The organism is Longimicrobiaceae bacterium, assembly GCA_035696245.1.
Taxonomy (GTDB): Bacteria; Gemmatimonadota; Gemmatimonadetes; order Longimicrobiales; family Longimicrobiaceae; genus DASRQW01.
Genome location: DASRQW010000070.1, coordinates 1 through 18,508, shown reverse-complemented (window position 1 = coordinate 18,508; position 18,508 = coordinate 1). Strand labels below are relative to the sequence as shown.

Annotated in this window: 14 protein-coding genes, 1 tRNA gene and 1 riboswitch; all 15 genes read right to left on the bottom strand. The window is 73.3% G+C overall.

What is annotated here, in order from left to right; translation table 11 throughout:
• Window positions 1-86: 86 nt before the first annotated feature.
• Window positions 87-1,331, bottom strand: coding sequence for a glycosyltransferase (locus tag VFE05_03455; protein HET6229108.1), 1,245 nt, complete (start codon window positions 1,329-1,331; stop codon window positions 87-89).
• A gap of 2 nt (window positions 1,332-1,333) precedes the next feature.
• Window positions 1,334-3,247 carry an asparagine synthase (glutamine-hydrolyzing) gene (asnB, locus tag VFE05_03450; protein HET6229107.1) on the bottom strand — a complete coding sequence of 638 codons (1,914 nt, stop codon included), beginning with the start codon at window positions 3,245-3,247 and terminating at the stop codon, window positions 1,334-1,336.
• Window positions 3,247-4,686, bottom strand: coding sequence for an O-antigen ligase family protein (locus VFE05_03445; protein ID HET6229106.1), 1,440 nt, complete (start codon window positions 4,684-4,686; stop codon window positions 3,247-3,249). Before VFE05_03445 ends, asnB begins: the two co-directional genes overlap by 1 nt.
• Entirely contained in the window at window positions 4,683-5,552 is an 870-nt protein-coding gene (locus VFE05_03440) for a class I SAM-dependent methyltransferase (GenBank protein ID HET6229105.1), read from the bottom strand. The genes VFE05_03445 and VFE05_03440 overlap by 4 nt, the downstream gene beginning before the upstream one ends.
• Window positions 5,553-5,604: 52 nt before the next feature.
• Window positions 5,605-6,741: a glycosyltransferase family 4 protein gene (locus VFE05_03435; protein ID HET6229104.1), complete on the bottom strand. Its 1,137-nt coding sequence runs from the start codon at window positions 6,739-6,741 to the stop codon at window positions 5,605-5,607.
• Between the two features lie 244 nt (window positions 6,742-6,985).
• A complete protein-coding gene (locus VFE05_03430) occupies window positions 6,986-8,188 on the bottom strand; it encodes a glycosyltransferase (GenBank protein HET6229103.1) in 1,203 nt (400 codons plus the stop codon).
• A 5-nt stretch (window positions 8,189-8,193) separates the two neighbouring features.
• Window positions 8,194-9,330, bottom strand: coding sequence for a glycosyltransferase family 4 protein (locus VFE05_03425; protein HET6229102.1), 1,137 nt, complete (start codon window positions 9,328-9,330; stop codon window positions 8,194-8,196).
• A 164-nt stretch (window positions 9,331-9,494) separates the two neighbouring features.
• On the bottom strand, window positions 9,495-10,802 hold the full coding sequence (locus VFE05_03420; protein ID HET6229101.1) for a glycosyltransferase family 4 protein: 1,308 nt from the start codon (window positions 10,800-10,802) through the stop codon (window positions 9,495-9,497).
• Between the two features lie 233 nt (window positions 10,803-11,035).
• Window positions 11,036-11,827 carry an FkbM family methyltransferase gene (locus VFE05_03415; protein ID HET6229100.1) on the bottom strand — a complete coding sequence of 264 codons (792 nt, stop codon included), beginning with the start codon at window positions 11,825-11,827 and terminating at the stop codon, window positions 11,036-11,038.
• An 18-nt stretch (window positions 11,828-11,845) separates the two neighbouring features.
• Window positions 11,846-13,390 (bottom strand): lipopolysaccharide biosynthesis protein, encoded by a 1,545-nt coding sequence (locus VFE05_03410; protein HET6229099.1) that lies wholly within the window; start codon window positions 13,388-13,390, stop codon window positions 11,846-11,848.
• Window positions 13,380-14,963 (bottom strand): MraY family glycosyltransferase, encoded by a 1,584-nt coding sequence (locus VFE05_03405; GenBank protein ID HET6229098.1) that lies wholly within the window; start codon window positions 14,961-14,963, stop codon window positions 13,380-13,382. The genes VFE05_03410 and VFE05_03405 overlap by 11 nt, the downstream gene beginning before the upstream one ends.
• Entirely contained in the window at window positions 14,956-15,996 is a 1,041-nt protein-coding gene (locus VFE05_03400; GenBank protein HET6229097.1) for a GDP-L-fucose synthase, read from the bottom strand. Before VFE05_03400 ends, VFE05_03405 begins: the two co-directional genes overlap by 8 nt.
• A 152-nt stretch (window positions 15,997-16,148) precedes the next feature.
• A riboswitch (cyclic di-GMP riboswitch) is annotated at window positions 16,149-16,223 on the bottom strand.
• A 376-nt stretch (window positions 16,224-16,599) separates the two neighbouring features.
• A tRNA-Ile gene (locus VFE05_03395) sits at window positions 16,600-16,673 on the bottom strand.
• An 88-nt stretch (window positions 16,674-16,761) separates the two neighbouring features.
• Window positions 16,762-17,403: a uracil phosphoribosyltransferase gene (gene upp / locus VFE05_03390; protein HET6229096.1), complete on the bottom strand. Its 642-nt coding sequence runs from the start codon at window positions 17,401-17,403 to the stop codon at window positions 16,762-16,764.
• A gap of 223 nt (window positions 17,404-17,626) precedes the next feature.
• Complete coding sequence (locus tag VFE05_03385; protein HET6229095.1) at window positions 17,627-18,352, bottom strand: class I SAM-dependent methyltransferase; 726 nt, start codon at window positions 18,350-18,352, stop codon at window positions 17,627-17,629.
• Window positions 18,353-18,508: the final 156 nt, after the last annotated feature.

The window sequence follows — 18,508 nt, the reverse complement described above, 5'->3', positions numbered from 1 at the left end:
TCCTCGATGGCGGCCACCAGCTTGCCGTCGTGGACGAGGACGGCCGAGACGTCGCCGTGGTACGCGTTGATGCCGAGGATGTACATCTATCTGCCCGTGCTTGCGTTGTGGGATGTCGAACTGTTCATGGCCGCGCCTGCCGCGCGGTACATCTCCGCCAGCCGGCGGCCGATCTCCAGCGGCGCGAATGCCGCGCGCACCGCGTCCGCCCCGTGCGCGCGGCACCGATCGCGCAGCGCGCCGTCGCCCATCGCGCGGACGATCGCGTCCGCCAGCGCCGCTCCGCCGCCGTCCGTCTCCGCAACCAGGCCCAGCCGGTGCTCCGAGACGAACTCCGCCAGCTGCACGCGGGGCGAGACGACGGCGGGGAGCCCCGAGGCCAGCGCCTCCAGCACCGCGAACCCGAAGTTCTCGTGGTGCGACGGCAGGACGAACAGGTCGGCCGATGCGAGCAGCCGCGCCTTCTCGTCTCCCGACACGAACCCCGTCCACCGCACCGACGGCGCGATGCCGAGCGCGTGAGCGCGGCCTCGCAGCCCCGCCGCGTACGCCTCGTCCCCGCTCCCGGCGACGGTGAGCGTCGCGTCCGGCAGCGCCCGCAGCACGGAGGGCCAAGCGTCCAGCAGCGCCTCCAGGTTCTTCACCGGGTGCAGCCGCGAGAGGAAGAGCGCGTTCCGTCCCCCGCCCTTCCCGTTCCCATCCGCCGACACCGCGACGGACGAGGATTCGGGGGATGCGGATCCGGCGGACACGGAATCGGTCGATGCGGACCCGGATGCGCGGGCGCCGGTCCACGGCGGCGGGATCACGTGCCCGCGGCTGGAGAGGTCGATGCCGTGCCAGCCGGCCTCGTCGCGCTCCTCCGCCGTCGTGAAGTGCACGCCGCCCGCATGGCAGACGTTCGGGCCGTCCATCCACCGGAAGTAGGCGCGCTTCAGGCCGCCGCGGCGGTGCTCGAACGTGTAGCGCGACAGCGTGCCGAAGGGGCGGATCACCACCGGCCACCCGCGGCGGATGCAGGTCCGCGCGGCGGCCGAGCTCACCGGGTTGAGCAGGCCGTGCACGTGCACCGCGTCGAACCTCGCGCCGTTCGCCCGCAGGAAGCGGCCGAGGCCGGGCGAGAAGACGAACCCGCCGCGCCCGGCGGAGCCGAAGAGGTGCAGCGGCACGCCCGGCATCCGCTCGCCCAGCCACGCCTCGTCCGCCGTGTCGCAGCGCGGGGCCGCCACCTCCACCTCCGCGCCCGCCGTCCGCGCCGCCAGCGCGAACCCCACCAGCGACTGCGTGGGCCCCCCATAGCTGCGCGCCACGCTGGGGGCCACGTGCAGCACCCTCAACCCACGGCCTCGTGCGCCAGCTCCGGCTCCGCCACGTGGCCGCCCGCGGCCTCGATTCCGTTGGCCCCGGCCCAGCGGACCAGGGTGTAGAGCGCCCACGGGCGGCTCCAGTTCATCCCCGCGCGCCGCTGCTGGAAGTCGTTCCACACGGCGCGCACCGCGGCAGGGTTCAGGCCCAGCCGCTCCACGCCGGGCGAATGCAGCACCGACTCCACCTCGTCGCGCAGCTCGCCGCGCATCCACCTGGCGAACGGCAGGGTGAAGCCGCGCTTGGGGCGGTCCCACACCTCGTTGGGCAGCAGGTCGCGCACGGCGCTCAGCAGCAGCGGCTTGGAGAGGCCGCGCCGCAACTTGAGCGAGTCGTCCACCGCCACCGCCGCCGCGGCCACCGCGCGGTCCACGAACGGCACGCGCAGCTCCAGGCCGTGCGCCATGCTGAACACGTCGCTGTCGCGCAGCAGCGTGTTGCGCATGTACTGCTCGACCTCGTACCGCGTGACCCGCTGCAGCAGCGGGTGCGACTCGTAGGGCATGGGCAGGGGGGGGTCGCCGCCGCAGCCCGCCAGCGCCCCGATCTGCGCGCCGCCAAAGAGCGTGCGCGAAGCCCAGTACGCCGCCCGGGCCGGCGTGGACGCCTCGCGCAGCAGCAGCGCCACCTGCTCGCCGCGGATGCCGCCCAGCCGCCGCGCCAGCCGCGCCGCGCCGCGCAGCGCCCCGCCCGGCAGCCGGCCGACCTGCGCCACCGCCCGCGCGCGGCTGAACGAGGGGTAGCCGCAGAACAGCTCGTCGCCCCCCACGCCCGAGAGCACCACCTTGATGCCGGCCTGCTGCACCGCCCTGCTGATGGCGAAGGTGTTCACGCCGTCCATCGACGGCTGGTCCATGGCCGCGAAGGCGCCCGGCAGCTCGCCCAGCAGGTCCGCCGCGGTGAGCACCATCTCGTGGTGCGCCGTGCCGAAGCGCTCGGCGACCTTGCGCGCGATCAGCGCCTCGTCGTACGCCCGCTCGGTGAAGGCGACGGTGAAGGTGTCCAGCCCCCGCCCGCACGCCTCGGCCGCCAGCCCCACGAGCGCGGACGAGTCGATGCCGCCGGAGAGGAAGAGCGCCACCGGCACGTCGCTCACCAGGTGGTGCCGCACCGAGTCCAGCAGCGCCTCGCGGACGGTGCCCGCGGCCTCGGCGGGGTCGCGCAGGAGCCGCTCGGGCGGGGGCGGCAGCGCCTCGCCGAAGCGCGACGGAGGCATCAGCCGCGCGCGGCCGCCCCGCACCCGCACCTCGGCGAGCGTGCCGGCGGGCAGCATCTCCAGCCCTTCCACGATGCTCTCCGGCTCCGCCACCGAGCCCGTGGCCAGGTACGACCGCAGCGCGGGCTGCGACAGGCGGCGCCCCACCAGCTCCGTGGCGAGCAGCGCCCGCATCTCGCTGCCGAAGAGCACGGTGCCGCCGGCCTGCGCCACGTACAGCGGCTTGATGCCGAACGGGTCGCGCACCAGGACGGCGGTGGCCGTGTCCCGGTCCCACACGGCGAAGGCGTACATCCCCCGCAGCCGCTCCAGGAAGGCGCGGCCGTGGCGCGCCCAGCCCAGCAGCAGCACCTCGGTGTCGCTGTGGCCGGCGAACTCCACGCCCTCGGCCGCCAGCGAGTCGCGCAGGGCCGCGTAGTTGTAGACCTCGCCGTTGTAGACGATGGTGTACCGCCCGTCGGGCGTGTGCATGGGCTGCCGGCCCGCGGGCGACGGGTCGATGATGGCCAGCCGCTCGTGGTTGAGCACCCCGCACGGCGAGCCTCCCGCGTCCGCCACGGCCTCGGCCGCGTGGCCGTCAGGCCCGCGGTGCCGCAGCGCGCGCGACATGCGCTGGGCGGCCTGCGCGGCCCCTCCCTCCCCCAGCACGCCGGAGATGCCGCACATCAGCCGCGCTCCCCGTCGTCGCCCGGGGCGGCGCCGTACGCCGCCTGCTCGGGCGGCGTGCCGGTGGCGCGCAGCAGCAGCTCGGGCGGACGCGCAGCCCAGCGCCCCGGCCGCTCGCCCGGACGCGGCTGGCCCCGCGCCGCCTGCCTGGCGGGGCGGGCGGGAGCCGCGGCCGCGCTTCCCGGGGAGGCGCCGCGGATGCGCAGCATCACGCAGATCCAGAACGGGAAGGCGAAGGCGTTGCCCGCGGCGTAGATCCAGCTCTCGAACAGGCAGCAGATGAGGCCGCTGATGAGCACCGCCTCGTACGGCAGCGTGGCGCCGGGCACCGGCCGCGTGACCATCCACCACATCTGCTGCCCCGCCAGCCAGATGAGCGGCAGGAAGAAGAGCAGCGTGCCGACGAACCCCAGCTGGTACATCATGCCCAGGTAGGAGTTGTGGAGGTGGAGGCCCAGCGACTCCTTGAGGTGGCCGCCCTCGGCCGCGAAGATCAGGTCCTCCGTCCCGAAGCCGTGGCCAAGCGCGGCGCTCTCCAGGATGCGCGGCCAGCCCACGCTCCACGCCTCCAGCCGCCCGCTGCCCGTGCCCAGGCCCGCGGTGGGGTCCAGGCGTGAGACGGCGTGGTCCGAGAACGGGTTGCTCCCCGGCTCGATGCTCAGGAAGAGGTAGCCGAGCGTGGCGATCCACACCACCATCAGCGCCCCCTTCCAAGAGCGCTGCCGCAGCAGGATGTAGAGGCTGCTCGCCACGCACGCCACCGCGCCCGTCCGCGAGCCGGAGAGCAGGAGGCAGAGGCCGAAGGTCCCCAGCACCCCCACGGTCACCGCCCGCCGGTGCCGCAGCGCGGTGGTGAGCACCAGGGGGAAGAGGATGGCGGTGATGAGCCCCAGCGCGTTGGGGTTCGACAGGGCGCCGCGGAAGCGGCCGTCGCGCTGGAACGAGATCCCCGGCAGCGCGATCAGCGCCACGCTCGCGAGCAGCATCACCACCGCGGCGGTGACGATGGGGCGGAGGAGGGCGGCCTCGCCGGCCGCATCGGCGTAGTCCCACAGCGTCCAGAACACGGCCACGTACAGCAGGATCGCCGAGGCGCCGCGCTGCCACGTGAGGCTGGGTGCGATGGAGTACAGCGTGGAGCTGACGGCGAGCGCGAGGAAGAGCGCGATCACCGCGTCGGCCGCGCGCGCCTTGCGGAGCCCGTGGCGGACGGCGGCGCGCGTGACCAGCAGCACGCAGTAGATGGCGAGCAGCACCCACCGGACCGCGCCGAACGTCCCGCTGTACTGGAGCGGCGCGGTGTGGCCCAGGATCAGGACGAGGGAGGTGACGAAGATCAGCGCGGGCATGTACGCCACGCCGCGCCCGCGCATGGGCGCCTGCCCCGGCCCGCGCCGGGCCTGCACCGGGCGCCGCATCGCCGCCGCGCCGCCGTTCATCGCCCCACCTCGGCCTCGTGCGTCCGGACCGTCTCGCATGCCCCGGACGTGGCGGACCGCGAATCGGCCGTCCCCAGCGACGCGGAGGGGATGGCGGACGCAGTCTCGGACTTGGGCGAGACCGCCTCCGGCGTGCCGTCGCGGCGGGCGAAGGCGAAGAGGCTGACGCGGAAAGGCCGCGGCATGAAGCGCTGGTGCAGCACGCCCAGCCAGTACGCGATGCGGCTGAAGGAGAGGTAGGCCGGCTCGGCCTCGTACCCGTACACCGCGTGCCGCCCGAAGCCGTGGCGGGCCAGGTAGCGGCGCAGGCGGCGGGGCGTGTTGGCGCGGTGCGAGGTCTCGAACACGTCCTCCTCCTGCCGCCCCACCTGCACCCGGCCCAGCACCCGCGCGTGCAGGCGGCCCGGAACCAGCCGCGCGGCGAGGCCCACGTAGCTGGCCGCGTTGGAGGTGCGGATGCAGAGATGGCCGCCGGGCCTGAGCACCCGGGCGGCCTCGGAGAAGAAGGCGTCCGGGTCAGCCACGTGCTCCACCACCCAGTCGCACAGGCACAGGTCGACCGACGCGTCGTCCAGCGGCCAGCGCGCGCCCGTGAGCAGGTGGAACTCGTCCACGTACGGGTTCTCGGCGGCGCGCGGGTCCACGTCTATGCCCACCACGCGCCGGCACTTGCCGCGAAGCACGCGCAGCTGGCGGCGCACGGCCACGGGATCGTCGGCGTACTGCGCCCGGCCGCACCCCACGTCGGCCACCACGGCGTTGGGGGTGAGGAGGGCGTTCACGCGCATGAAGAACGCGACCGTCCCGTCGACGTCGGTGAACCCTCCGAAGTCGCTCTCGGGATAGAAGCGCGAGCGGTACGGCATGCAGTCAGTCCAACGGTTGAGATACGGCGGGAGCCCGTCCGGCCCCTGCCCGTCAGCGCGCCTGTAGCGCCCGCTCCGGCTGGGCGGCCGGTACGGCGCCGGCCCGCTGCCGCAGCATCCGCCCGAAGCCCTCCACCAGGGTGTCGGCCCAGCGCCGCGGCGTGAACTGGCGCGACAGCTCGAAGCTCGCGCGCCCCCACTCGGCCCGCCGCTCCGGCGCCAGCGACGCCACCCGCAGGAGGCACTGCGCCAGGTCCGCCGGGTTGCCCGCCTCGAACAGGCAGCCGTTCAGCCCGTCCTGCAGCAGGTGCACGGCCGCCCCGCACCCGTCCGACGCCACCAGCGGAAGCCCGGACGCGGCGGCCTCCTGCAGCGCCACGCCCCACGGCTCGTAGCGGCTGGGCAGCACGAACGCCGACGCCTTGTCGCGCAGCAGCGCGGGCAGCGCGTCCGGCTGCACGAAGCCGAGGTCCACCACGCCGGGCCGGCCCTCCAGCATGTCCCGCAGCGGCCCGGCCCCGGCGCAGTACAGCGGCCACGGGTCGGCGCTCGCGGCGCGGTAGGCAGCGTACGCGTCGAGCAGGTCGCCGAACGCCTTCTCCGGCACGTAGCGGCCCACGTACAGGAACGCCTCCTCGCGGTGGACGGCCGCCGGGTCCGGCACGGCGAAGCGGTCCCAGTCGCAGGCGTACAGTCCGTGCCAGCAGCGGGTGCCGGCGTAGCCCAGCCGCCGCGCGAAGTGCGCCTGGCGGTCGCCCGGCACCCACAGCGCGTCGGCCCACGGGTGCAGGTAGCGCGCGGCGCTCAGCGATCCCGCGTGCTGGCGCACCGTGCCGCGCCACTGCCCGTCCACCCCGGCGACCACGGCCACGCCGTCGCGCCGCAGCTCTCGCGCTGCGGCCACGTACGCGGGCTCCCACCAGCCGGTCACGTACAGCCCCTGCGGCGCGAACGAGCGGACGATGCGGGCGATATCGTCGGCCTTCTCGCCGTCCAGCACCACGCGCCGGTCTATCCAGCCCAGGTCCCCGAAGCGGAACGGCGCGTCCTTCTCCGGCTGGTGGTGCACCACCAGCAGCTCCACCCCGTGCCGCGCCTTCAGCTCGCGGAGCCACGAGAGGCTGTAGCCGGCCAGCCGCGCCAGCAGGAGCGCGACGCGGGTCACCTCCGTGCCGCCGCCGCGCTTCACGCCCTCACCTCCGCATCCGCGCCGCGAACGAGCGGACGATCGGCAGAGATGACCAGGCGCGCATCGATCTGCCCGACAGGACGGGCGGTAGATGCGGACGAGACACCTCGCATCTCCCGAGCCCCCATCCGAATTCCGGCAATGCCGGCCATGGGGAGGCTGCTCGCCCCCCGCTCCTCCTCGGAGACGGCGACGCGGGGATCATGGACGGTATCCAACGGACGCGGAAGATGCCCGGCGGTCGTCACGAACCCACCTCCATCGCGTCCCGCGAGCGTCGCGCGGGGACTGCCGCGCGAGCGGGCGCGCTCTCCAGCGTGGATCCGTACAGCTCCCACAGGGCGCGCCCCATCTCCGTCCAGCTTCCCGTGCCCGCCGCGGCCGGTGCCGGCCGGCGCTCGCGCAGCGGCCGGACGGCGGCGAAGGCGGCGGCGAGCTCCGCCGGCCGCTCGGGCGTGACGCACGTGCCGAGTCGCTGCGCCCCTACCGTGGGGCCGATCTCGCCCACGTCGCTGGCGATGACCGGCACCCCGTACGCCGCGGCGATGCTCAGCACCGCGCTCTGCCCGGCGAAGGAACGCATGTAAGGTAACACCACAGCGTCCGCGCAGGCGAAGACGTCGGGCACCTCGGCGTCGTCCACGTAGCGAGTGACCCAGTGCGTGCGCGCTTCCACTCCGCGCTCCGCCGCCAGGCCGCGATACCACTCGGCCGACGGCTCGCTCGCCGCCGCGCGGTCGCCCACCACGAACAGGTGCGGCTCGCCGGCCGGATCGGCCGCCAGCGCTTCGATGGCCACCTCCAGCCCCTTGTTGCGCCGCAGCGAGCCGAAGAAGAGCACCACCGGCGCGCCGGCCGGGAGGCCGAAGCGCGCCCGCAGCTCCGCCGCGGGGGCGGTCGGCGGCCCGTACTGGTAGCTGCCGAGCGGGATCACCGCGGTGCGCTCCGCCACGCGCGGGTAGCGCCGCGCCAGGCGCTCGCGCATCCACGCGCCGTGCACCACCACGCGCGCCGCCCGCACGAAGTGCCGGCTCCAGAAGGTGAACACCCGCTGGCCCAGGCCCGGCTGGCCGGGGATGTCGTGGACGGTCACGACCACCGCCGCGCCCATCGCCCGGGCCGCCCGAAGCACCGCGGGGCTGGCCGATGACGTCCCCAGCACGTGCACCACCTGCGGGCGCAGCCGGCCGATCTCCGCCGCGGCGCGCCGGCCCTGAAGGAACCGGCGGCGGGCGAGCACGGCCAGGCTGGCGAGCTTGCCCGCGCCGGGCGCGCCCTTCAGCTCCGGCATCACGCCGTGCAGCGCATACCCGTCCGCCGGGAACGGGAAGTCCTCCGGCGCCACGAGATGCACGTCGTCTCCCGGCGACGCGGTCCGCGCCAGGCCGGCGCAGAGGTCGGCCGCGTAGCGGGCGGTGCCGCCGGAGCGCCAGGGCTCTACCAGCACGACCCTCATACTCCCACGCCCGCCACGATGCCCGCGAACCCGTCCCAGTGCGCCGGCCACGAATAGAGGTCGGCCACGCGCGCCCGTCCGCGCTCGCCCAGCTCGCGGCGGCGGGCGGGGTCTTCCATGAGCGCGAGCAGCTTCGCGGCCAGGTCGGCCGCGTCGCCGGGGCGGGCGAGCAGGCCCACGCGCCCGTCGTCCAGCCAGTCCGACACGCCGCCCACGTCGAACGCCACCACGGGCTTGCCGTGGCTCATCGCCTCGATCCCCACGATGCCGAACGGCTCCGGCCAAAGCGACGGGAAGGCGAGCACCGCGGCCTCGCGGTACGCCGCGTCCATCACGGCCGCATCCGTCACGTATCCGCCGAACGTCACCCGCTCCGGCGCGATCCCGCAGCCGCGCACGTGCTCGCGGAGCGTTCCGGCAGCGTATCCGTCGCCCGCGATGTGGAGCGTGTACCGGCTGGGGAGAAGGGCGAGCGCGGAGATGAGCACGTCCACGCCTTTGGTCTCGTTCAGCCGGCCCACGTACAGGATGCGCTCCGGCGACTCTTCCGCCGGCGGCGCTGCCTCGGGCAGCGGGACGAAGTACGGCAGGACGTGCAGAAGGTGCTCGGGCACGCCGCCCGCCGCCAGCCGCCGCGCCATGTACCCCGACGCCACGATCACACCGGTCAAGCTCGGCACGCCCGAGAGCGTGCGGCGGACCTGGAGGTAGTTGTGGAGGTTGCGGTCCGGCCGCCGCGCGTTGCAGCGCCGCGTGTAGGCGCCGCTCACGCACGCCGCGCCCAGGGCCCGGTCGCAGGCGCGGTGCGTGGTGCGCGACCACGAGATGGACGCGGGACAGACGAACGACTGGTCGTGCACCCACGCGAAGAGCGGAGCCACGCCTTCAATCTCGCCGGTGAGCTGCCAGCTGTCGCGCGAGTGGAGGAGCACCACGTCGGGACCCACGGGCACGCCGCCCGCGTCCGTTCCGAAGCCCATCAGTGCCGCCGCGCCCCCCGAGCGGACCTCCGCGTCGGAGACCAGCAGCGTCTCGTGCCCCATGCGCAGGCACTCCTGGGCGAAGCGCTGGATGTGCGTCTCGCGCCCGCCCAGCACCTTCTCTCCCGAACCGACCACGTGCGCAATGCGCATCCACGAACCTGGTTAGAGCTCTACAGTACACGTTCGGCCACCGGCCGCTCCATCCGATTCGAACGAAGCGGGGAGACGAGTCGATACCCCGCACCTCCGCGATTCGGCCACGCTTTTCGCCGGTTGGTGCGGGCGGCCGGCATCCGTACACCGCAGCGGCGGTATCAGCCCCGCTGGGACTCCATCGCTTCCGCGCAGAGGTCCGCGAAGCGCTCCGCGAGCAGCCGGGTGTCGCGTTCTTCGCGCACGGTGCGCAGCCCCGCATCCCCCACGCGCCCCGCCAGGTCCGGAGAGGCGAGGAGGCCGGCGACGTGCGCCGCCAGCTCGTCGGCCGTCTCGCCCACCAGCACGTTCTCGCCCGGGCGGGCGGGAAGCCCGGTGAGGGCGAAGGGCGTGGCGACCACCGGCCGGCCCATCGCCCAAGCCTGGAGCACCGTCGTCTTCACCCCCGTGCCGATGCGCGTGGGAACGAGCGCGACACGGCTGCGGGCGTAGAACGGCCGCACGTCGGGCACCATCCCCGTCACCGTCACCTGCGGCGAAGCGAGTGCCGCGACCTCCAGGGCGGGATTGCGCCCCACGAAGGCCCAGCGCAGCCCCGCGTCCCGCATCCGTGCGTACAGCTCCACCGCAGGCTCGTACACCCGCGGTTCGCCGAGCTGTCCGAAGACCGCGACGTCGTGCTCGGCCGGTGCGTCCATCGGGGCGAAGTAGCCGCAGTCGACCCCGTGCGGGATCACGGTGATCCGCCCGGGCGGCACCGACCGGGCCAGCCAGTCCGCCTCCGTATCGGAGATGACCACGAACCGGCCGCCGCGCGCCGCCACTCGCCGGTGCAGCGAGGCGATCCGCGCGTGCTCCCCTGCGATCAGCAGCCGCCGGAGCGGCCCAGCGTCCTGCACCGTCCAGTCCATCGCGCGCTCGAACCCTTCTTCCACCACGCAGATGGCCGGCACGCCAGGGGGAAGCGCGAGCGACAGGTGCTCCGTGTGCGGCAGGAAGAAGAGCCCCAGCGCCGGCCGCTCCGCCCGCAGCCGCGCATCGAGCGTCCGCAGGCGCCGCGGGTGCGAGCCGTACGGCAGGCGGCCCGCCAGGTAGTGCATCGCCCTGCGCGCGGCACCCGCGGGCCCGGCGGCGTTCAGCGGGTTCGGCCCCGGCGTCTCGCAAGCGAACCGGCGAACGGGAAAGCCGTCCGGCAGGAAGGTGTCCGCCGTCCAGTCCGCATCTCCCGCGTGCACCGCCACCACGTCCAGCGGCCAACGCCGCGCCACGGCGGTCAGCAGCCGGTTCGCCCGTGCGGAGAAGCCGTTGGGATGGTCCAGCTTGGGCGGGAACCCCGTGACGGCGAGCACGGCACCCGACTCGGCCTGAGCAAGTTCGGCGGACGCCGGGCGGGTGCCCACCGCATCTCCCGAAGCGCTTGGTTCATCCACGCCGGTCACCACGTCCCCCTGCAGATCGCTCGCTGCCACGACTCCGTTCGCGTGCCGGTGGAACGCCTACGTTCCCGCGGCCCGAACGGCGGCGGCGGGATGGGATGCGAGCCGCGGCCCGCGAGCCTTCTTCGGCCAGCTCCCGCCCTTCAGCGGAACGCCGGCCATCCGTCGGGAGATGCGCATCCGCCGCTACCGTTCCCCGTCACCCTTCGCGGTCGAAGGAGGATGCTGTGCCCGCATCTCCCGAACGCGCGGCGCCGCCGGCGAAGCTACGCGGCGGACTCGCGGCGCACGTAGACCGCGTCGGCGTACAGCACCTTGCCCTCGCGGCTGTGGTGCGGGTTGGCGATGCGGAACAGCTCGAAGCCGAACTCGTCCGTCATGCGCCGGTGCAGGTCCACGAACAGCGTGTCTCCGCGGTAGTGCGAGACGAAGTTGGTCTCCAGCATCAGCACGCGGGTGCGCTTCAGCGTCTCTCGCGCGCCGTCCATCACCGCCCACTCCCCGCCCTGCACGTCCACCTTCAGCAGGTCGATGTGCTCCTCGCCCGCGAGCAGCGCGTCCAGCGGCGCGACCCTGACCGGAAGCGGCTCCTTCTCCGCGACGGTGGGATAGTAGTCGCCCACCTGGTCGGACAGCGGCAGCAGCGAGTTCCACTCCGAGCGCTCCATCCGGTGCAGCATCGCCGTGCCCTCCTCGGCGCCCACGGCGCACTGGAGCAGCGTCACGCCGGGCCGGGCACCTACGCGCGCCTTCAGCTCGGCGAAGGGCTCGGGCGCGGGCTCCACCGCGATCAGACGGCGGGGGCCCAGCAGGCGCAGCGCCGCCTCGCTCCACGCGCCCACGTTGGCGCCCACGTCCACGAACAGCGCGCGCTCGCCCAGCAGCCGCAGCGGCACGGAGCCCAGGCGCGACGACTCCAGCATCTCGCGCAGCGTGGGCGAGAGCGCGGCGCGCCAGGCGCTGCCGCTGCCGAACGCGATGCGGTCGAAGGCGCGCTTGGCGCGGAGCACCTCCAGCACGCCGGCGGGGGCACAGAAACGCAGGACCTGCTTGACCATGGATCGCATCGGGAAGTGTCAGCGCCCCGGTGCGCCCGCGTCTGCGGGGTCCAGGGTCAGGGAGCGGCCGCCGGCCGGGCGCACCAGCGCCGACAACGACTGCCGCAGGTGCGGGAAGAGCAGCGCGGCCAGCAGGGCGAAGAGGGCGGCGCTGAGGGTCACGACGGAGGCCAGCCGCGGCAGGAGCGCCACGCCGGCGCCTGCCTCGTGCACGCGCAGCGCCCAGCCGGCGGCGGTCGCGGTGCATGCGGCGGCGAGGACGCGCGCCGCGATCCAGAACATCCGCGACGGCGGTACGCCCACCAGCCGCGAGATCACGGGCAGATAGGCGAAGGTGCTCACGCCCAGGCTGGCGCACGCCGCCACGGCCACGCCCACCATTCCCCACCGCGTGCCGGCGAGGATCGCCGCCACCACGATGGGCAGCGTGACCACGCCCAGCCAGAAGCTCACGTTCACCTTCCCCAGCGGCAGCAGCACGTCCGGGAAGAAGGTGCGGAGCACCCCGTAGACCACCAGGATCTGGAAGGGAACGACCGCCGCGTCCCACTTGGCGCCGAACGCCAGGCGGAACAGGTCCGGGGCCGAGGCCACCAGCACCGTGCCCACCAGCGCGGCGGTGAGCGCCGTGGCGATGCTGCTGCGCACGTACAGGTCGCGGAAGCGCGCCGGCTCGCCGCGCACGGCGCCCAGCGCGGGCCCCACCACCATGTTCGCCACCGCGGCCACGGCCACCGACGGGAGCATGGCGTAGTTGTACGCCACCGAGTAGATGCCCAGCGCGCTCACCCCCAGCACCTTGCTCACCAGGAAGTTGTCCAGGTTCAGCAGGACGAACCACACCAGCGACGCGCCCACGAACATCAGCCCGAAGCGCGAGATGTCGCGCCACAGCTCGGTGTGCAGGCGCAGCGGCGGGATCCACTTCGTCGCGAAGGCGACCAGGACGAGGCCCAGCGCGTTGCTCACCAGCGCGCCGTACACCAGCGCCCAGTACCCGTGGCCCGCCCGCGCCAGCAGCGCGGCGACCGCGAAGAGCACCAGGTTGGTGGTGGTGGTGATGGCCGCCAGCGCCCCGAAGCGCATGCGCCGCCGCAGCATGCCCGTGTGCACGCCGCTGATGAACTGGAGGAAGAGGCCGGGAGCCAGGCACCACACCAGCAGCGGCAGGCGCGGCAGGTGGTACAGCCGTCCCATCAGCGGGCCCACGCCGGCCAGCACAACCATCATCGCCAGGCCCAGCGCCGCGCTGATCCAGAAGCTCGAGGCGGCGTAGCGGTCGGCGTCGTCCTGCTGGTACGTGACGAAGGTGCTGATGCCCGTGTTGCCCAGCGTGGCCACGAAGCCCACCACCGCCATCCCCAGCGCGTACATCCCGAAGTCCTCGGGCGTGAGGATGCGCGCCAGCACCACGCCACGGGCAAGCGTGAGCACCTGCACCGCCGCGAACGATCCGGCGGTCCACACGACCGCCCCGCTCAGCCGTCCGGGCAGGCGGGGCTTCTCGGGCTGCCGCTCCACGCGCACCACCTCGCCCTCCGCCCGCGCCACTTCAGCCGGCAATGGTGCTCCGGACGGCGGCGCCCTTCTCGGCGTGCCACAGCACGGGCTGCAGCGGCACTGCCCCGTGGATGTCGTCCTCCACCATCTCGTCCTCCACCACCCCGTTGGCGGCGCGCGCGGTCAGCCAATCCTGGATCGCGGGGGCGAGGATGCGGGCCACGCGTTCGGCGCCGTACGGACGGAAGCCGTCGTCCACGTCGCAGCGGATGCGCAGCACCAGCGGCTCCTCGTCCTCCACGTCCTCCAGCGCCACGGGGTAGTCCAGCTTCCACATGCGATGCCGGCGATGCTGCCCGGCCCGCGAGCGCGCGGCGCGCGGGTTCTCGCGATGCTCCGAGCACACCTCCATGTGCAGGAACCCGAAGTTCTCCGCGTTGTCGGCCAGCACGGCGTTCACCTGCTCCAGCGACTCCGCGGTGGCCAGCACCGCGGCCATGTCGCGGGCGTGGATGCGGTCGCGGATCACCTTCAGCATCTTGGCCGGCGCGCGGGCGATCACCGCCCCCGCCTCGGTGAACTCGTGGTAATCCAGGTGCGACAGCGCGGCGAGGAGCAGGACGAGCGACACCGTGCCGCCCGCGGCCGCGATCAGCCCCACGTTCCGCGAGGGCGTGAAGGCGACGAGCAGGCCCACCGAGGCCAGCATGCTCGTGGCGGCGTACAGCACCAGCACCGTGCGGCGGTGGGTGAGCCCCACCTCGAGCAGGCGGTGGTGGATGTGGCGCCGGTCGGCGCTGGAGAGCGGAACCCCGCGCAGCCAGCGGCGCAGGATGGCGAGCAGCGTGTCTAGCAGGGGGAGGGCCAGCGTGAAGAGGGGCACGATCACCAGCACCGCCGTGGCGCTCTTCATGGAGCTGTGCACCGAGTGCACGGCCAGCATGTAGCCCACGAACAGGCTGCCCGAGTCGCCCAGGAAGATGCGCGCCGGGTTGAAGTTGTAGCGCAGGAAGCCCAGCAGGGCGCCCAGCAGGGCCACGGACGGAAGCAGCAGCCCGTCGGCCCCCATGGCCAGCGCCACCGCGGCAGACGCGGTGAGCGCCACGATGGCGATGCCGGTGGCCAGGCCGTCCAGCCCGTCCATCAGGTTGAACGCGTTGGTCACGCCCACGATCCACAGCACCGTGAGCGGCAGCGACAGCCAGCCCGTGGCAAGGTACGTCGCGCCGCCCAGCGTGAGCAGGTCGATGCGGAAGCCGCAGGCGTAGACGACCAGCGCCGCCGCCACCTGCGCCGCCATCTTCGTCGCCGGGCGGATGCCGCGGATGTCGTCCACCAGGCCGGCGGCGAGCAGGATCGCGGCGCCCGCGAGGAAGCCCACGTAGAGGCGCGTGCCCACCATCAGCCCGTGCGGCGCCACCAGCTTCGCGGCGCCCAGGCCGATGAGCATGGCCGCGAACACGGCCAGGCCGCCCAGGCGCGGGACGGGCGACGAGTGGACGCGGCGCGGGGCCGACGGATCGTCGAAGAGGCCGCGCTTCTCCGCGCCGCGGATCACCCGCGGGGTCAGGAAGAACGAGGCGAGGAGCGCGGTGGCGAACGCCGCCGCGAGCAGGGACAGCGGCAGCTCACTCACCGGCGGCAGCCACCAGCGGGCGAGCGGCGGCCGCCCGCGTCTCGCGGAACCACTCCACCGTGTGCCGCAGCCCCTCGTCGAAGGGCACGTGGGCGCGGAAGCCGAACTCGTCCAGCGCGCGGCTGGTGTCCAGGCAGCGCCTCGGCTGCCCGTCGGGCTTCGTCGCGTCGTAAGAGAGGCGGCCGCCGAAGTCGACCGCGTCGGCGATGGTGCCGGCCAGCTCGCGGATCCTCATCTCGCCGCCCGTGCCCACGTTCACCGGCTCGGCGCCCTCGTAGTGCTCGGCCGCCAGCAGGATCGCGCGGGCGCAGTCGTCCACGTACAGGAACTCGCGCGACGCCTCGCCGGTACCCCACAGCACCACCTCGTTCGCCCCGGCGTCCTTCGCCTCCACCATCTTGCGGATCAGCGCAGGGATGACGTGGCTGCTGTGCGGGTCGAAGTTGTCGCGGGGGCCGTACAGGTTGACCGGCAGCAGGTAGATTCCGTTGAAGCCGTACTGCTGCCGGTAGCCCTGGAGCTGCACCAGCAGCGCCTTCTTGGCGATGCCGTAGGGCGCGTTGGTCTCTTCGGGGTAGCCGTTCCACAGCTCCTCTTCGCGGAACGGCACCGGAGTGTGCTTGGGATAGGCGCAGATGGTGCCGAGCTGCACGAACTTGCCCACGCCCGCGCGGCGGCCCTCTTCGATCATGAGCGCGCCCATGACCATGTTCGCGTAGAAGAACCAGCCGGGGTTGTCGCGGTTCGCGCCGATGCCGCCGACGACCGCGGCCAGGTGGAGCACCACGTCCGGCCGCGCGTCGGCATACAGGCGGCGCACGGCGTCCTGCTCGGTCAGGTCGTAGTCGCCGCTGCGGGGCACGAAGACCTCGGCGCCCAGGGCGTTCAGGCGCTCCACCACGTGCGAGCCCAGGAAGCCGGCCCCGCCCGTCACCAGCACGCGCCGCCCGCCCCAGAAAGCGGCGGAAGGCGTCCGCTCGGTCGCAGCTTCAGCGCTGCTCTTGGCGACCGGCGTGCTGGGCTCAGATGGCATGTGGAAACTCCGGCGATACAGGAAAGGCGATGGCGCCGGACCGCGGCGAAGCGCTCGGGCGGTCCGTGCCCGGGGGGCGCGCGCACCAGGTGCGGCCACCGCGGCGGGCGAGACTTCTATGGATACGGCAGAGGCGGGACCGGCGCTCGGCCTCCGGCGGCTGGGCTGTCTGCGGGAGACCCCTGGCTCTGCGGACCGGCCTCGCGGCCGGGGTGCTCTTTTCGGATCTGGCGGAGGTCCGTGAAAACCTCCTCGCGCGGCGCGTGAAGAATACACTGGATACGCCCCGCCACGCAAGCCGAAAGCTCGTTTGCACGTTCGTGCTGCGGCAGTTACATGCCGTCACATACGGATTCGGACGTTGCGTGCCGCGCTCGCCGCTTGGGAACCCATGCATCCGCCGGGGTAGACGAGCGGCCTCCCGTGCGTGTCACATCGCGGCCTCCACACGGTCCGCCTCGCTCCCGCACCTCAAGACACCGCCGCCCCCCGATCCGTTGGGCACCGGGCGGGATCGGCGCCTCCGCGCACCTCCCCCGCAGAAGCCGGTCCCCGGCGGAAGCACGATCCCCAAGCTCCCGCGTGGCGGGCGCTTGGGGATGATGGGCCTGGTGGGGCTCGAACCCACGACCGATCGATTATGAGTCGACTGCTCTAACCGCCTGAGCTACAGGCCCGCGGGCGCGGCGTGGTGCCGCCGGCCGGGATTCCACCGTGTGCCGGGGCGGAATCTATGCACGCCGGGGGCCGGGCGGAACCCCGGCGTCAGCGCGTGCCGAACAGACGGTCGCCCGCGTCGCCCAGGCCGGGGCGGATGTAGCCGTTCTCGTCCAGCCCGTCGTCCAGCGCCGCGGCGAACACCTTCACGTCCGGGTGCTCGTCCAGCATCCGTTTCACGCCCTCGGGCGCGGCGACGAGGCAGACGAACTGCACGCGCGTGGCGCCCCGCTTCTTGAGCGACGCGACCGCCGCCGCCGCCGAGCCGCCGGTGGCGAGCATGGGGTCGAGCAGGATGAAGTCGCGCGACTCGGGCGCGGGAGGGATCTTGAAGTAGTAGTCCACCGGCTGCAGCGAGTCGTGATCGCGGTACAGGCCGATGTGGCCCACGCGCACCGACGGCATCAGCCGCACCACGCCCTCCACCATCCCCAGCCCGGCGCGCAGTATGGGCACCACCGTCAGCTTCTTGCCGGAGAGCATCTTCTGCCGCGTCACCTCCAGCGGCGTCTCGATCTCCACCTCCTGCACGGGCAGGTTGCGGGTCACCTCGTACGCCATGAGCATGGCGATCTCGTCCACCAGCTCCTTGAACTTCTTCTTGGAGGTGTCCTTCTGGCGCAGCACGCTGAGCTTGTGGCAGACCAGCGGGTGGTCGATGACGGTCAGGTTCGGGAACTTGTCGGACACGGCGCCTCTCCGGTGGTCGGTTCGGGCGTCAACCTACGACGCCCCGCCGACGCCGGTCAACCGCCGCGACGGAAGCGCCGCCGGACCGCCGCTCCGCGTGCGCGTCCATCCCCGCGCAACCGGCTGCGGACGAACGGTCGACTCGTCAAAACTCTTGTCCGCTTTCCGAAGAGCTCGGCTCGCCCCGGCGGAGGGGAACCGATGCTTCACGCGGGAGCGCCGGTCAGAAGCGAGCGTAGAAGTTCCAAGCGGGCTCCCACTCTTCCAGCTTGCGGAAGTAGCGGTCGTTCGTGGGGCGGTTGAGGACGCGGCGCACGGCGGAGACGGCGGCGTTCCGGCCCTGGTAGCGGCGCGGCACCACCGGCACTTCGGCATACTTCCGGTGCGAGACGACGTACTTGAGCACGCGGTCCACGGCAGACATGCCGCAGTCGTTGAACCCCGCCAGGCCGCCCGCCTCCAGCATCTTGTCGACGTAGAAGAAGTCCAGCAGCGTGTAGTCGAACGTGTGCATGCCGTCCACGTACGCCATCTCCACCCGCAGCCCGTCTTCCAGCAGCTTCGGAAGGGCGAGGTAGTCCGGTGCCTCCAGCAGCGTGTGCGACGCCGCGAAGCCCGCGCGCTCCACGTTCAGCCGGCCGATGCTCTGCCACGACGTGCCCTGGTACGGGTCGACCGTGACCAGCCGCCCGCCCTCGCCGATCTCGTCGAGCGCGGTAAGGATGACCAGGCTGCTCGTGCCGTACGCCATCCCCACCTCCAGCACCGTGCGCGGCCGCTGCTCCAGCACGGCACGGCGGAGCGCCTCCGCGTGCTCGATGGAGATGTTGGAGCCGGCGGGGAGCTCGGTGCCCGCCGCGTCGCGGACGATGCCGTCCACCAGGATCTGTCGGACGATGGGGTTCGCGTCGAGCACGCTGCGCTGCGGGGCGGTTGGACTCTTCTGCAAGGTCGCTGTTTCCGTGGTGCCGCGTCGTACCCGGAGGGCGTGGAGCGGGCGTTTGGAAGGCGGGACGAGGCGTGCGGCACAGCACAGGGTGACGATCCGCGCCGGGCCGGATGACCGAGCGCGGAAGCCCTGGGTGCAGGGCTTCCGCGCTCGGCG